A 14,003-nucleotide genomic window follows, 5' to 3' on the forward strand; every position below is an offset into this window, starting at 1 on the left:
CCATGCCGAGCACCGCCGTCCCGACCACCACGACGACGAGCGCGGCAGGCTCGCCGTCGGGCGGCGTGGTGCCGGCGTCGCGTCCGGTGGACGCCGCCGCCGTCGCCCGCACCCGCGAGCTCGACAGCGCGCACGTCTTCCACTCGTGGTCGGCGCAGAAGCTCATCTCACCGATGGTGGTCACCGGTGCCGAGGGCTCCTGGGTGTACGACGGCGAGGGCCGGCCCCTGCTCGACTTCTCCAGCCAGCTGGTGTTCACCAACATCGGCCACGCGCACCCCAGGGTGGTCTCGGCGATCGGCGAGCAGGCCGCGAGGCTCGCCACCGTGGCCCCCCAGCACGCCGTGGACGTGCGCGGCGAGGCCGCCCGCCTCATCACCTCCCACCTGCCGGGGAGCCGCCTCAACAAGGTGTTCTTCACCACCGGCGGCGCCGAGGCCAACGAGAACGCCGTCCGCGCGGCCCGCCAGCACACCGGCCGCCGGAAGGTGCTGGCGCGCTACCGCAGCTACCACGGCAACACCCAGACGGCGATCCACCTCACCGGAGACCCGCGCCGCTGGGCCAACGACTCCGGGGCCGAGGGGGTCGTCCACTTCTTCGGGCCGTACCTGTACCGCTCGGTGTTCCACGCCACCAGCGAGGCCGAGGAGTGCCAGCGCGCGCTGGAGCACCTCGAGCAGGTCATCGCCCTGGAGGGACCCAGCACCATCGCGGCGCTCGTGCTGGAGTCCGTGCCGGGCACCGCGGGGATCATGGTGCCGCCGCAGGGCTACCTCGCCGGGGTGCGCGAGATCACCCGCCGCCACGGCATCGTGCTGGTCCTCGACGAGGTCATGGCCGGGTTCGGGCGCACGGGCACGTGGTTCGGGTACGACGTGCACGGCGACGGCGAGCGCATCGACCCCGACGTCGTGACCATCGCCAAGGGCGTCAACTCCGGCTACGTGCCGCTGGGCGCCGTCGTGCTGTCCGACGAGGTGGCCGCCACCTTCGACGAGCGCGCCTTCCCCGGCGGGCTCACCTACTCAGGCCACCCGCTGGCCTGCGCCGCGTCCGTGGCCACCATCCGCGCCATGGAGGACGAGGGCGTGGTGGAGCACGCCCGCCACCTCGGCGAGGACGTGATCGGCCCGGCGCTGCGGGAGGTCGCCGAGCGGCACGACGTCGTCGGCGAGGTCCGCGGCACCGGCGTGTTCTGGGCCGTGGAGCTGGTCAAGAGCCGCGAGACCCGCGAGCCCGTGGTGCCTGCCGGCGCCACCGGCGCGGCGAACGCCCCCATGGCCGCGTTCACGAAGGCGTGCCTGTCGCGCGGCCTGCTGCCGTTCGTCAACGGCAGCCGCACCCACGTGGTGCCCCCGTGCACGACGGGCGACGACGAGGCCCGCTGGGGGCTCGCCCAGCTCGACGCCGCCCTCGGAGAGGTGTTCAGCGCGTGAAGGTCCTCGTCATCGGCACCGGCGCGCGCGAGCACGCCCTCGCCCGCTCCCTGGCCTCCGACGAGGCCGTCGCCGCGGTGTGGGTGGCCCCCGGCGGCCCCGGACCGGCGGCGGAGCCCGGCGTGCTCGGCTGCCTCCCCGTCGACCCGTGCGACGGCGACGCCGTCACCGCGCTGGCCCAGGAGCTGGGCGTCGACCTCGTCGTCGTCGGTCCCGAGGCGCCGCTGGTGGCCGGCGTCGCAGACGCCGTCCGCGCCGCCGGGATCGCCTGCTTCGGCCCCTCCGCCCACGCCGCGGAGCTCGAGGGCAGCAAGGCCTTCGCCAAGCAGGTGATGGCCGCTGCCGGCGTCCCCACCGCCATGGCCCGGGTCTGCAGCACGGTCGAGGAGGTGGCCGAGGCGCTGGACCTCTTCGGCGCCCCGCACGTGGTCAAGGACGACGGCCTGGCCGCCGGCAAGGGCGTCGTCGTGACGTCCTCGCGCGAGGAGGCCCTCGAGCACGCCGCGGCCTGCCTGTCCCGCGCCGGCGCGCAGGTGGTGGTCGAGGACTTCCTCGACGGTCCCGAGGTCTCGCTGTTCGTGCTGTCCGACGGCACCTCGGTGGTCCCGCTGGCACCCGCCCAGGACTTCAAGCGCGCCCTCGACGGCGACGAGGGCCCCAACACCGGCGGCATGGGGGCCTACTCCCCGCTGCCCTGGGCGCCCGACGGCCTGGTCGACGAGGTCGTCGAGCGCGTCGCCCAGCCCGTCGTCGACGAGATGCGACGCCGCGGCACGCCCTTCGCGGGCGTCCTCTACTGCGGGCTCGCCCTCACCTCCCGCGGGGTGCGGGTGGTGGAGTTCAACGCCCGCTTCGGAGACCCCGAGACGCAGGTCGTGCTCGCGCGCCTGCGCACGCCGCTGGGCGCGCTGCTGCAGGCGTGCGCCACCGGTCGCCTCTCCGAGCACCTCGCCGACGTCGGTCCGCTGCGCTGGTCCCGCGGGGCCGCCGTCGTCGTCGTCCTCGCGGCCCCCGGGTACCCGGCGTCGGCGCAGACCGGCGGTGCGCTGACTGGCGCCGAGGCGGGCGCCTCCGGGCAGGGCGCGTGGGTCCTCCACGCGGGCACCGCGCTGGACGCCGACGGCCAGCTGGTCTCGGCCGGCGGCCGGGTGCTGTCGGTGGTCGGCTCCGGTGCCGACCTGGCCGCCGCGCGGTCCGCCGCCTACGAGCGGCTGGCCGCCGTCTCGCTCGAGGGCGGCCAGTGGCGCACCGACATCGCAGCCGCTGCCGCCGAGGGCGCCCTCACCGTCCGCTGACACGACGGCCAGCCCCTGAGCGGCCCCCACCTCGCGACGATCGAGGGAGCCGCGCACGGACGGCGCGTGCGGCTTCCTTGATCGCGCAGGTCAGGGAGGGGGTCCGGTAGCCGCGAGGCGGCCGGCGGGGTGATGATGCGCTGTGGCCGCCGGCGCAGGCGAGGTCGAGCTCGTCGACCTGTCCGCGGACGACGACGCCCCCGGACAGCCCGGCCCCCCCTCGCACGACCCGCCGGAGCACCCGTCCAGCGCTCCGCGCCGCCGGTCCCGCAGCGCCGCCGCAGTCGCCGTGCTCGTGGTGGGCGGGCTCGTCGCGGCCGGGGCCTGGCAGCACCGCTCCGCCCTCGCCGACCAGCGCGCCGCGGCCCGGGCCGCTGCTCTGGCCGCCGCCGAGGAGGAGCGGATGCACGAGGGCCGGGCCGGCGCCAACGCCCTGGAGCAGCGCCTGCTGCTCGTCAGGTCCGCGAGCCGGGCCGTCGGCGCGGCCGCCGGCGCCGGCCCGGCGGACGGGCAGGACGGCGTGGTCTGGTGGCCCGCCGACCTCGGCCCCCGCGCCGCCCGCGCCGACGAACCCGTCGACCTGCAGGTGGTGGGCGTCTGGCCCCAGGCGGTGGACGCCTCCGGGACCCAGCGGATCGGCTACCGCCTCGTCACCGGGCTGAGCGCCACCAGCGGAAGCGACCCCTGCTCCGTCCCGGCGGTGCGCATCGCGGACTGGAGCCCGGCGCAGGGCGGAGGGGCCGCCCTCGGCTGCCGGGTGATGGCCGCCGGCCTGCGCGGCACCGCAGTGAGGGAGGGCGGCTCCACGGGGGCCGGTGGCGTGCGCGTCCGGGAGGTGGTGCTGGTCAGCGACGGGCGCGCCGCGTCCGTCGCGGTCTGGAGCACCGGCGGCGCGGACCTGCCGCTGGACGGCCCGGAGCTGGGGGCCGCCGCGGCGGCGCTGCTGGCGGCGGTGGGGTCGTGAGCCGCCTGCACGCCCGTCCGCGGGGCGCCTCCTCCGCCGACCGCAGCGCCTGGACCGACGACAGCGACGGCAGCGACTACGGTGCCGACCTCGACCTCGACGACGACGCCTGGCCGTCCGGTGCTGCGTGCGGCCCGGACGGCAGCGGTCGGGGCGGGACAGCTCCCCGCGGACGGCGGCGGCGCACCGCGCTCGCGGTGGGCGCCTGCGCGGCGGTCGTCGTCGTCGCCCTGTCGCTGGTCCGCCACGAGCAGCAGCGCGAGCAGATGGCGGTGGCCGCCGCGCGCGCCGCCCAGGTCGCGCGCGCGGACGCGCAGGCGGCCGCGTGGCAGGAGCAGCAGCGGCGGTCCGCCGACCACGCCCGGCGGCAGCTCGACGCGCTGGTGGTGCTCCCGGAGGACCTCGGCTTCCAGCAGCGGCTGATGACCAGGGCCCTGGCCGCTGCGGCGCCGCGGCTGCCGGACCTCGACTGGTCGACCGCCACCACGCGCACGGTGCGCACCACCGCGCAGCGCCTCGGCGACGGGTCTCCCCGCCTCCTCGACGCCGTCCGCACCGCCCAGCCGTCGGCGGACGACCCGGGTGAGGACGCCCCCGGCGCCGCGGTGCCGGTCCCCGCCGTGGCCGGCACGCAGGTGGTGGGGCTGGCGGTGGGCAGCGCGCCGGTCTCGACCGTGGCCTGGCGGATCACCACGCCGCTGACCCCGCCGCAGGTCACCGACCCGTGCGCCGTGCCCGGTGCGGTGGTCGTGCCCGACGGCCACGACGGCGCTCCCGTGCCCGCGTGCACGCTGCGCTCGGTGACCAGCCCCTCCGGGGAGCAGCAGGTGGTGGCGCTGCGGTCGTGGCAGCGCGTGCTCGACAGCCCGAGCGGACCGGACGACCCGGCCGGTGCTGCGCCGTCAGCGCGCGTGGTCACCATCCACCAGGCGGTGCTCCTGGTGGAGCAGCGGTGGACCTTCTCGGTCGCCTCCACCGCCGTGGGTGCACCGGGCACCGTCGCGTCGGTGCCGCTGCTCAGCCTCGACCAGGCCGACCTCGCGGTGCGCTGGGCGGCTGACGCGGCCCGCGGTCTGTCCACCCCCGCGCCGCTGCGGGGGACGCCCCTGCCAGGGTTTGCCGGGTGAGCACGCCTGAGACCGACGCCGCGTCCGCGCGCGACCTGCCGCAGGAGCTGCCGGGCTGGAGCCCGCTGCACGCCGGCAAGGTCCGCCAGCTGTACACCTCCCAGGCCGACCCGTCGCTGCTGCTGCTGGTGGTCAGCGACCGGATCAGCGCCTACGACCACGTGCTCGCCACCCCCATCCCCGACAAGGGCGCGCTGCTGACCGCCCTGAGCCTGTGGTGGTTCGAGCAGCTGGACGACTGGGGCCTCGTGCGCCACCACGTGGTGGGCGCCGGTGCCGAGCACGGCGTGCCCGCCCAGGTCGCGGGCCGGTCGATGGTGGTCCGCCGCCTCGACATGCTCCCGGTGGAGTGCATCGCCCGCGGCTACCTCACCGGCTCGGGGCTCGCGGAGTACCGCGCCACCGGGTCGCTGGCCGGCGTGGAGCTGCCGCCGGGCCTGGAGGACGGCGACCGCCTGCGCGCGCCGCTGTTCACCCCCACCACCAAGGCCGCGGTGGGCCTGCACGACGAGCCGATCAACGAGGCCGGGGTCGCGGCCCTGGTCGGCGCGGAGCGCGGGGCGCAGCTCAAGCGGGTCACCGTGGAGCTGTACAGCCGCGGCGCCGCGGTGGCCACCGAGCGCGGCGTGCTGCTGGCCGACACCAAGGTCGAGCTCGGCCTGGACCCTGGCGGCGACCCCGACGACCCGGCCTCGCTCGTCCTCGGCGACGAGCTGCTCACCCCCGACTCCTCCCGCTTCTGGCCCGCGGACGGCTGGCAGCCGGGCCGCGCGCAGCCGAGCTTCGACAAGCAGTACGTGCGCGACTGGCTCACCTCGCCCGCCTCCGGGTGGTCGCGCACCTCGGCCGAGCCGCCGCCGGCCCTCCCCGACGACGTGGTCGAGCGCACCCGCGACCGGTACGTCGAGGCCTACGAGCGGCTCACCGGGCGCCGCTGGCAGTAGTCCGCCGCCGCTGGCGGTGACAGCGCCCATCGGGCAGCGTGGGCGCCGTGCCCACGCCCTCGCACACCCACGACCTGCACCCCTCCGACGAGCGGACGACGCCCGCGCCTGACGTCACCGAGACCGACGTCGTCGTCATCGGCGGTGGTCCGGTGGGGGAGAACGTCGCCGCGCGCGCCGTGCGCGGCGGGTTGAGCGCCGTCGTCGTCGAGACCGAGCTGCTGGGCGGTGAGTGCTCCTACTGGGCGTGCATGCCGTCCAAGGCGCTCATCCGCCCCACGCAGGCGCTGGCCGCCGCCCGGCGCCTGCCCGGGGCGCGCGAGGCGGTCACGGGACCCGCGAACGCCGCAGCGGTGCTGGCCCGGCGCGACTCCTTCACCTCCGGGTGGGACGACGGCGGCCAGGTGGAGTGGGCCGTCGGCGCGGACATCACCGTGGTCCGGGGCCACGGCCGCGTCGCGGGTGAGAAGCGCGTGGAGGTCACCGCCCCCGACGGCGCGACGACGACGATCGCCGCCCGCCGCGCCGTCGTCGTCGCCACCGGCTCCACGCCGTCCCTGCCGCCCGTGGACGGGCTGCGCGGGCCGTCGCCGACGCCCCACTGGGGCAGCCGGGAGGCCACCAGCGCCGCCGAGGTGCCCGCGAGCCTGCTGGTGCTCGGCGCCGGTGTGGTGGGCTGCGAGCTCGCGCAGGCGTTCGCGCGGCTCGGGTCGCGGGTGACCCTCGTGGCGTCCTCCACGCTGCTCAGCAAGAACGAGGCGAAGGCCGGCGAGCTGGTGGCGGACGCGATGCGCGATGACGGCGTGGACGTGCGCCTGCACGCGAAGGCCGCGGCGGTCAGCCGCGAAGGGGACTCCGGCCCGGTGACGCTGGTGCTGGCCGACGGGACGTCCCTCGTGGCCGACGAGCTGCTGGTCGCCACCGGCCGCCGTCCGGCGGTGGGCGACGTGGGGCTCGACACCGTGGGGCTGCCCACCGACGCGGCCCTCGCCGTCGACACCACGGGCGCGGCCACGGGCCTGGACCAGGGGGAGCAGCCGTGGCTGTACGGCGCCGGCGACGTCACCGGTGACGCCCCGCTGACGCACATGGGCAAGTACGTCGCGCGCGCCGTCGGTGACGTCATCGCTGCCCGGGCGAAGGGCCAGGAGGTCGCCGACGGCGCGTGGGGCGCCCACGCGACCACCGCCCAGCAGCGCGCGGTCACCCAGGTGACGTTCACCGACCCCGAGGTGACGTCGGTGGGGCTGACCGCTGCGGCGGCCGAGCGCGCCGGTCTGCGCACGCGGGTGGTGGACCTCGACATCGCCGTGGCCGGCTCCGCGCTGCACGCCGACGGGTACACCGGGTGGGCCCGGATGGTGGTCGACGAGGACCGCCGGGTGGTGGTCGGCGTGACCTTCGTGGGACCGGACACCGCCGAGCTGATCCACTCGGCCACCGTCGCGGTGGTCGGCGAGGTGCCGCTGGAGCGCCTGTGGCACGCCGTGCCGAGCTACCCGACGATCAGCGAGGTCTGGCTGCGCCTCCTGGAGGCCTACGGCCTCTGACCCCCACCGTGATCATGGACGTCACCGACACCACCTGCCGTGATCATGGAACGTCGTGGTGGTGACGTCCATGATCACGGATGGGGTCAGGGCGCGGGATCAGAACTCGTGGACGCCGCGGCCGCCGTCGTCGCGGACGTCCACGTCGCCGCACAGGCGCCCGATGTTGGCGAGGTAGCCCTTGCGGCCCGTCGCCGACAGCAGGGCGTCGTGCACCGGCACGGCGGCCACCGACGGGGCCACGGCGCGCAGGAAGTCGACGGTCATCGCCGACGTCGCCCACGGCGCGTTGAGCGGCAGCGCCAGCACGTCGACGCCCTCGGGGGTGGTGTCGTAGGCGTCACCGGGTACGAACAGCACCGGCTCGCCCGGAGCGCTGAAGACCAGGCCCGCGTTGCCCACGCGGGGCACGTCGGGGTGGATGGACGCGTGCTGCCCGCCGACGGCGCGCACGGTCAGCGCCCCCAGCTGCAGCACCTCACCGGGGTGGAACGCCGCCAGGTCGACGTCTCCGTCCGCCCCGAGGCGGGAGTCGGCCAGCGACGCAGCCGTCTCGGGCTCGGCGCGCACCAGCACGCCGTCGTTGCCCTCCAGCAGCGCCGGCAGCTTCTCGACGTCCACGTGGTCGGGGTGCTGGTGCGTCACGAGCAGGGCGTCGAGGTCGCCGAGCTCCTCCCAGCCGGTGGAGAAGGTGCCCGGGTCGACCAGCACGCGCGTGCCGGCCGCCTCGACCAGCAGGCAGGCGTGTCCGAGGTGCGAGATGCGCATGCCCGCATCCTGCCGACCAGGCAGGACAGCGCAAACCGCTGCTGCGCCGAGCCCGCTCGGGCACCCCCCGGGCGGGTGGACGGAACGCCCTCTCCGGTCCTCTAGGCTCCTGGTCCGTGGGACGCGTGCTGGTCCAGGTGATGCCGAAGCCCGAGATCCTCGACCCCCAGGGCAAGGCGGTGGCCGCTGCGCTGCCGCGCCTGGGCCTCGAGGGGTTCGTGGACGTGAGGCAGGGCAAGAGGTTCGAGCTGGTCGTCGAGGGGCCGGTCACGCCGGACGTCCTCGCGAAGGCCCGCAAGGCCGCCGAGAAGCTCCTCGCGAACCCCGTCATCGAGGACGTCGTCGCCGTGGTCGACGCCGACGCCGCCGACCAGGTGGCAGCCGGGGCCTCGGCGTGAAGATCGGCGTCGTCACCTTCCCGGGCTCCCTGGACGACCGCGACGCCTCGCGCGCCGTCGTCCGCGGCGGCGGTGAGGCGGTCTCGCTGTGGCACGCCGACGCCGACCTGCGCGGTGTCGACGCGGTCGTCCTGCCGGGCGGCTTCTCCTACGGCGACTACCTGCGCGCCGGCGCCATCGCCAGCATCGCCCCCGTCATGGGCTCGGTGGTCGAGGCGGCCCGCGGCGGCATGCCCGTGCTGGGCATCTGCAACGGCTTCCAGGTGCTGTGCGAGGCCGGTCTGCTGCCGGGCGCGCTCGTCCGCAACGACGTGCGCACGTTCGTCTGCCGCGACCAGCGCCTGCGCGTCGAGGACGCCTCCACCGCGTGGACCTCGGCCTTCGAGAACGGCCAGGAGGTCGTCGTCCCGCTGAAGAACGGAGAGGGCGGCTACAACGCCGACCAGCGCACCCTCGACGAGCTCGAGGGTGAGGGCCGCGTGGTCTTCCGCTACGTCGGTGGCAACCCCAACGGCTCCCAGCGCGACATCGCCGGCGTCCGCGACGCCTCCGGGCGCGTGGTGGGCCTCATGCCGCACCCCGAGCACGCCACCGAGCCGGGCTACGGCCCCACCGAGCACGGTGGCGGCGCCAGCCGGAACGGCACCGACGGCCTCGGCTTCTTCACCTCGGTGCTCCAGGCGCTCGCGAGCGCCTGAGCGCCCGTCCGGGTGATCACGCACCTCCCTGCCACGGCACCACCGGCGGAGGCGTCCTAGACCCGTGGACCGACCGACCGACCTGACCGGGCGCACCGGAGGAGACCCCGACGAGGGCTCCGACGACGTGGCGCGCGCCTTCCGCGCCGCCCTCGGCGAGGGTCACGGCTCGTCGTCGGCCTCGGAGACCAGGACGACGGCGAGCGGCGCGTCCGAGCAGTCGCGGCGCCAGGCGCCGGCGTCGCTGCTGGCGGCGGTGGAGCGACGCGCCGCCAGGCTGCACCGGCGCCGCCAGGCCGCCGCGCTGGTTGGGGCGGCCGCGGCGGCGGCCGTGGTGGTGTTCCTCGGGAGCCTCGTGCTGCCGCAGCTCGACCTCTCCCTGAGCGGAGGGGCGTCAGGCGGTTCCGCCGCAGGCAGCTCGGCCGACTCCGGCTCGGGTGGCGGCCCTGCTCCGGCCGCCGCACCGAGCGAGAGGTCCGGTGAGCTGCAGGGCGGTGGAGCCGCCGGTGGACCGACCGCGACCTCCCAGAGCGAGTCGCTGGCGGACGCGAACGTCCCGACGCTCAGCGAGGCGTCGATGCTCACCGCCGCCGACCTCACCGGTGCCTTCTCCGTGCCGGTCCGTGAGTCCGCACCGGCGCCGGAGTCCGACCCCAGGCTGACGCTGGGCGCCTGCGTCGACGGGGACGCTGGGTCCGTGGACGCGCTGCAGCTGTGGCGCGTCGACCTCACCGCCGCGCCCTCGGCCTCCGCGGCGGAGCCGCCCGGGGTCGTGGAGCGCGTCGCCGTCGTCGGTGGTCCCGCTGCCGCCGCCTCGGCCCTGGAGCAGGTCCGCCAGGCGGTGCCCGGGTGCTCCGGCCCCGGCCTGGAGGGCACCGGGCCGACCGCGGCGCTCGACGCGAGCGCCGTGACGCCCGACGGCGGCGAGGCGCTGGTCCTGGCCTCCACGTCCGGCCAGGGCTCCCCGACGCTGCGGGTCTACGTGGCGATCGGCAGCGAGCTCGTCCAGCTCGACGCCACGTCCGACGCCTCCAGCGCCCAGGCCGCCTACAGCGCACTCGTGCCCGCCGTCCGCGCGGCCGTGACGCGGGCGACCGGCGGCAGCGCCTCCTTCTCCGCGCCCCTGCCCTCCTCGGGGGCGCCGTGAGCATCGCCTCCCTGCTCCGCAGGCCCCGCGCCGACCAGGCGTGGGGCTTCGAGGACCTTGTGGCCGCGCGCAGCGGCCCGCTGCTGTCGATGGCCCGGGGCCTGGTGCGCTCCGAGGCCGACGCGGAGGACCTCGTGCAGGAGGTGCTGGCCAAGGCCCTGGTCAGCTGGGAGAGGGTCAGCGCCGCGTCCGACCCGGCGGCGTACGTCAACCGCATGCTCGTCAACCAGGCGATGAGCTTCTGGCGGCGCGCCTCCACGCGGCGCGAGCGCTCCACCGAGCCCGAGGAGCTGCCGGAGCCGGTGTCCGGCGGCGTCGACGACGGCGCGGTGCAGCGCGGTGACCGCGACGCCCTGCTCACGGCCCTGCGCCGCCTGCCGCCGCGGCACCGCGCGGTGCTCGTGCTGCGGTACTACGAGCAGCTGCCCGACGCGGAGATCGCCGACCTGCTGGGCATGGCCCAGGCCACGGTGCGCAGCAGCGCCGCGCGCGGACTGGCCGCGCTGCGCCGCGACGGCGTGCTCACCGACGGGTCGGTGAGCCGCTCGGAGGGCTGACCGCTCCGGCCGGGTCGCTGGTCATGGTGCCCCTGACCGGCATCCCGCCCTCCGGGAGGCCGCTGGCGGGTCCGCCGGGGGCCGTGAGGTCGATGGTCGTGTCGGCGAGCGGCTCGTCGTGGGCGAGCTCGGGCTCCACCGGGCGCCACGGCAGGTGGTGGAAGAGCAGGTTGAGCACGAACGCCGTGAGCACCGCCCCGGTGATGGCGCTGCCGAGGATGATCTGCACCCACGAGGGGAAGTTCCCGTAGATCCCCGCCTTGACCACCGGCAGCATGCCCACGCCGATCGCGACGGCGACGATCACCGAGTTGCCGCGGTCGCGCCAGTCCACGCGCGCCAGGGTGCGGATGCCGACCGCGGCCACTGTCGCGAACATCACCAGCCCGGCCCCGCCGATCACCGGGCCGGGCAGCGAGGCGAACACCTCACCGATCTTGGGCACCAGGCCGAGCACCACGAGGATGCCGCCGGCCGCGGTGACCACGAACCGGCTGCGGACCCCGGTCATGGAGATGAGGCCGACGTTCTGCGCGAAGGCGGTGTCGAGGAAGGCGTTGTAGGAGCCCGCGAGGACGCCTGACAGACCGTCGGCCGCGAGGCCCCGCGCGAGGGCCTTGGGGGTGACGGGCCGTCCGACCAGCTCACCGACGGCCAGCATGTCCGCGGTCGACTCCGTGAAGATCACGAGCATGACGATGCACATGGCGATGACCGCCGCAGGCGGGAACTCCGGCGCGCCGAAGAGGAACGGCTCGGCCAGGCCGATCCACGAGGCGCTGCCGACGGGGGAGAAGTCGACCAGCCCCATCGGCGCCGCGATGACGACGCCCACGGCCAGGCCCGCCAGCACGGCCAGCTGCCCCAGGAACCCCCGGACGAACCGCGTCACCAGCACGATCGTGACGACGACGGCGGCCGCCAGGCCCAGGTGCGAGGGCGTCGCGTAGTCGTCGGCGGTGGGGTCGTTGCCGGCGATCAGCCCACCGGCCACCCCGATGAGCGACAGCCCGATGACGGTGATGGTCACGCCGGTGACCACGGGCGGGAAGAACCTCACCACCCGCGCGAACGGCACGGCCACCAGCAGCCCGAAGACGCCCGCGGCCAGGAACGAGCCGTAGACCGCCTGCAGCCCGTACTCCCCGGCGATGAGGATCATCGGCGTCACCGCCGCGAAGGTGGCCCCGGCGACGACGGGCAGCCGGACTCCGAGGACCTTCCCGATGCCCAGGCTCTGGATGATCGTGATGATCCCCGCCACGAGCAGGTCGGCGTTGATGAGCAGGCCGATGGTCGACGCGTCCAGGCCGACGGCCGCGCCGAAGACCAGCGGCACCGTGACGCAGCCGGTGTACATGATCAGCACGTGCTGGAGGCCCAGGGTCAGCAGGCGGCCCGGTGGGGGCACCCGGTCGACGGGGTGGACGCTGCTGCCGCGGCTGGCAGGGCCTGCTGGGTTCGTGGAACCGGCGGACACGGGCACCTCCGAGGAGACGGGGAGTCGCCTGAGCGTGCGCCCGGACCTGCCTCGCCCGGTGACCGCGGTGTCACGGTCGTGTGACGAGGCGGACGCCGTCCGGCGCGTCACGTGCAACGGCGGGGCGCGCGGTGTCGTCCTGGGGGCATGCGTCTGTCGCGGGCCCGCGCGCTCGTCGTCGTCCTCGGGGTTCCAGCGCTGCTCGCAGGATGCGGCGCGTCTCACCAGACTGCCGTTCCTTCCGTGACGTCCGAACCCCTCCCGACGGCGTCGGCACTGGCGGACCCCGCGCGCTGGGACGCCGCCCCTCCGCTGGCTGGACGTCGGGTGCTGCTGCAGGCCTCCGACCTCGACGAGGTGCTGCCCGGCGCTGACCGTTGGACGAACGCGATCGTCGACATGCAACCCGCGTGGCTGCGGCGCGCCTGCGAGCGCGGCCCGGTGGACGAGCACAGCGCCCCGACCGCCGCGGCCGGCCCCCGCCCGGAGGGCGAGGTGACGCAGGCGTGGTCACGCAGCGCGCCCCCCGAGGAGTTCCCCAGCGGCTTCACCACCACGGAGGTGCTGCGCTGGCCCGCGGGAGCAGCCGGCGGGGAGGCGGCCGCCGCGTGGGTGGCCGACGTCTCCGGGGAGGCGTCGCGGTGTCCCGGGGCGGTGGTGGTCGACGCCCTCGGGGACCCGCCCGCGGGCGAGGGGGGCGGCGCGACAGGTGACGTCGTCGTCGTCGCCGTGCCCTGGGACGAACCGGCGACCAGCGGCGCCGTCCCGGCCAGGTCGTGGAGCGCCTACGCGCTGGCCGCCGCCGGCCCGACCGCGTGGGAGGTCGGCACGACCGCGGCGTCCACCTCCGCCGAGGAGGCGGGGCGGGCCGCCGGAGCCCTGCTGCAGCGGACCGCCACCCGCGTGCTGGCCGCCGACGACGCCGTCCGTCGCAGCGGCGTCGACGACACCGCGCTCGCGGCCTTCTCCGACGCGCCCGGTCGTGGTGACGACGTCGCGCCGCTCTTCCCCGGCGGGTCCACCCCCGAGCTCCCCGTCGTCACGGGCACTGACCTCCCCGCATCGTTCCCCGGGAACCCGGAGTGGGTGGGCCTGGGGCGCGCCGGCACGGGCGGCAGCTGGATGCGGTCCTGGTGCGACTGGACCCAGCAGCCGCTGGCCGTCGAGGGAGAGGAGCCCGACCAGCTCGGCGGGCTGTTCGAGCCCGAGGGTGACCGCGAGCACCAGCTCCTCGTGGACGTCGACGTCAAGCGGTGGTGGGCCTCCGACGGCTCCGCCGACGAGCGGAGCGCCTACACCTGGGCGGATGCCACGAGCAGCGACGCCGCCGGGTGCACCGCCGCGCGCCCGGCCGCCGCGGGATCCCTGCCCGGATCGGTCTCCAGCGCTGCGGTGGCGCCGGGAGGGGTGTGGCGCGACGGCCGCGTGGTCGAGGGCGGCTGGCGCGCGGTGGTCACCACGACGGCAGGATCGACCGCGGTGCAGGTGCGCGTCGACCTGGTGGAGGGCACGGCGGAGGACGCCGACGCGGCAGCCACGTCGGCGGCGGCGCTGGCGCGCCGCGTGGCCGCCAACGTCGTCCGCGCCGACGCCGCCGCGATGGACGGCCGGTGATCGGCGGTGTGCAACCCGCCGG

At 76.2% G+C, this 14,003-nt stretch carries 13 protein-coding genes; 11 read left to right on the forward strand and 2 right to left on the reverse strand.

Annotated features, from left to right (window positions below; genetic code table 11):
• Positions 1-2 precede the first annotated feature (2 nt).
• The 6 genes from FMM08_RS11495 to FMM08_RS11520 all read left to right on the forward strand — a co-directional run bounded on the left by FMM08_RS11495 (position 3) and on the right by FMM08_RS11520 (position 7,319).
• A complete protein-coding gene (locus tag FMM08_RS11495) occupies positions 3-1,439 on the forward strand; it encodes an aspartate aminotransferase family protein (protein WP_147926495.1) in 1,437 nt (478 codons plus the stop codon).
• Positions 1,436-2,734 (forward strand): phosphoribosylamine--glycine ligase, encoded by a 1,299-nt coding sequence (purD, locus tag FMM08_RS11500; protein ID WP_147926496.1) that lies wholly within the window; start codon positions 1,436-1,438, stop codon positions 2,732-2,734. The genes FMM08_RS11495 and purD overlap by 4 nt, the downstream gene beginning before the upstream one ends.
• A 142-nt stretch (positions 2,735-2,876) precedes the next feature.
• The gene (locus tag FMM08_RS11505) at positions 2,877-3,698 is read left to right on the forward strand and encodes a hypothetical protein (RefSeq protein ID WP_147926497.1); all 822 of its coding nucleotides are present in this window, start codon (positions 2,877-2,879) and stop codon (positions 3,696-3,698) included.
• Positions 3,695-4,825, forward strand: coding sequence for a hypothetical protein (locus FMM08_RS11510; protein ID WP_147926498.1), 1,131 nt, complete (start codon positions 3,695-3,697; stop codon positions 4,823-4,825). The genes FMM08_RS11505 and FMM08_RS11510 overlap by 4 nt, the downstream gene beginning before the upstream one ends.
• Positions 4,822-5,769, forward strand: a complete 948-nt coding sequence (locus FMM08_RS11515; protein ID WP_147926499.1) for a phosphoribosylaminoimidazolesuccinocarboxamide synthase — start codon at positions 4,822-4,824, stop codon at positions 5,767-5,769. The genes FMM08_RS11510 and FMM08_RS11515 overlap by 4 nt, the downstream gene beginning before the upstream one ends.
• A 74-nt stretch (positions 5,770-5,843) precedes the next feature.
• Positions 5,844-7,319 carry a dihydrolipoyl dehydrogenase family protein gene (locus FMM08_RS11520; protein WP_147926663.1) on the forward strand — a complete coding sequence of 492 codons (1,476 nt, stop codon included), beginning with the start codon at positions 5,844-5,846 and terminating at the stop codon, positions 7,317-7,319.
• Between the two features lie 99 nt (positions 7,320-7,418).
• Here the strand turns inward: FMM08_RS11520 and FMM08_RS11525 are convergent, their stop codons facing one another.
• Positions 7,419-8,087 carry an MBL fold metallo-hydrolase gene (locus FMM08_RS11525; RefSeq protein ID WP_147926500.1) on the reverse strand — a complete coding sequence of 223 codons (669 nt, stop codon included), beginning with the start codon at positions 8,085-8,087 and terminating at the stop codon, positions 7,419-7,421.
• Between the two features lie 116 nt (positions 8,088-8,203).
• Between FMM08_RS11525 and purS the strand changes: the two genes are divergently transcribed.
• The 4 genes from purS to FMM08_RS11540 all read left to right on the forward strand — a co-directional run bounded on the left by purS (position 8,204) and on the right by FMM08_RS11540 (position 10,887).
• The gene (purS, locus tag FMM08_RS23390) at positions 8,204-8,485 is read left to right on the forward strand and encodes a phosphoribosylformylglycinamidine synthase subunit PurS (RefSeq protein WP_222710679.1); all 282 of its coding nucleotides are present in this window, start codon (positions 8,204-8,206) and stop codon (positions 8,483-8,485) included.
• Positions 8,482-9,183 carry a phosphoribosylformylglycinamidine synthase subunit PurQ gene (purQ, locus tag FMM08_RS23395; protein ID WP_222710680.1) on the forward strand — a complete coding sequence of 234 codons (702 nt, stop codon included), beginning with the start codon at positions 8,482-8,484 and terminating at the stop codon, positions 9,181-9,183. Before purS ends, purQ begins: the two co-directional genes overlap by 4 nt.
• Positions 9,184-9,247: 64 nt before the next feature.
• Positions 9,248-10,330 (forward strand): hypothetical protein, encoded by a 1,083-nt coding sequence (locus tag FMM08_RS11535; RefSeq protein ID WP_147926502.1) that lies wholly within the window; start codon positions 9,248-9,250, stop codon positions 10,328-10,330.
• Positions 10,327-10,887 (forward strand): RNA polymerase sigma factor, encoded by a 561-nt coding sequence (locus FMM08_RS11540; protein WP_255472296.1) that lies wholly within the window; start codon positions 10,327-10,329, stop codon positions 10,885-10,887. Before FMM08_RS11535 ends, FMM08_RS11540 begins: the two co-directional genes overlap by 4 nt.
• Here FMM08_RS11540 and FMM08_RS11545 read toward each other — a convergent pair.
• Positions 10,853-12,367 (reverse strand): nucleobase:cation symporter-2 family protein, encoded by a 1,515-nt coding sequence (locus FMM08_RS11545; protein WP_222710681.1) that lies wholly within the window; start codon positions 12,365-12,367, stop codon positions 10,853-10,855. The genes FMM08_RS11540 and FMM08_RS11545 overlap by 35 nt on opposite strands.
• 243 nt (positions 12,368-12,610) lie before the next feature.
• Here FMM08_RS11545 and FMM08_RS11550 point away from each other — a divergent pair, with 243 nt between their 5' ends.
• Entirely contained in the window at positions 12,611-13,981 is a 1,371-nt protein-coding gene (locus FMM08_RS11550; protein WP_147926503.1) for a hypothetical protein, read from the forward strand.
• Positions 13,982-14,003 lie beyond the last annotated feature (22 nt).

Origin of the sequence: Quadrisphaera setariae (assembly GCF_008041935.1) — a bacterium.
In the GTDB taxonomy this organism is placed as follows: domain Bacteria; phylum Actinomycetota; class Actinomycetes; order Actinomycetales; family Quadrisphaeraceae; genus Quadrisphaera; species Quadrisphaera setariae.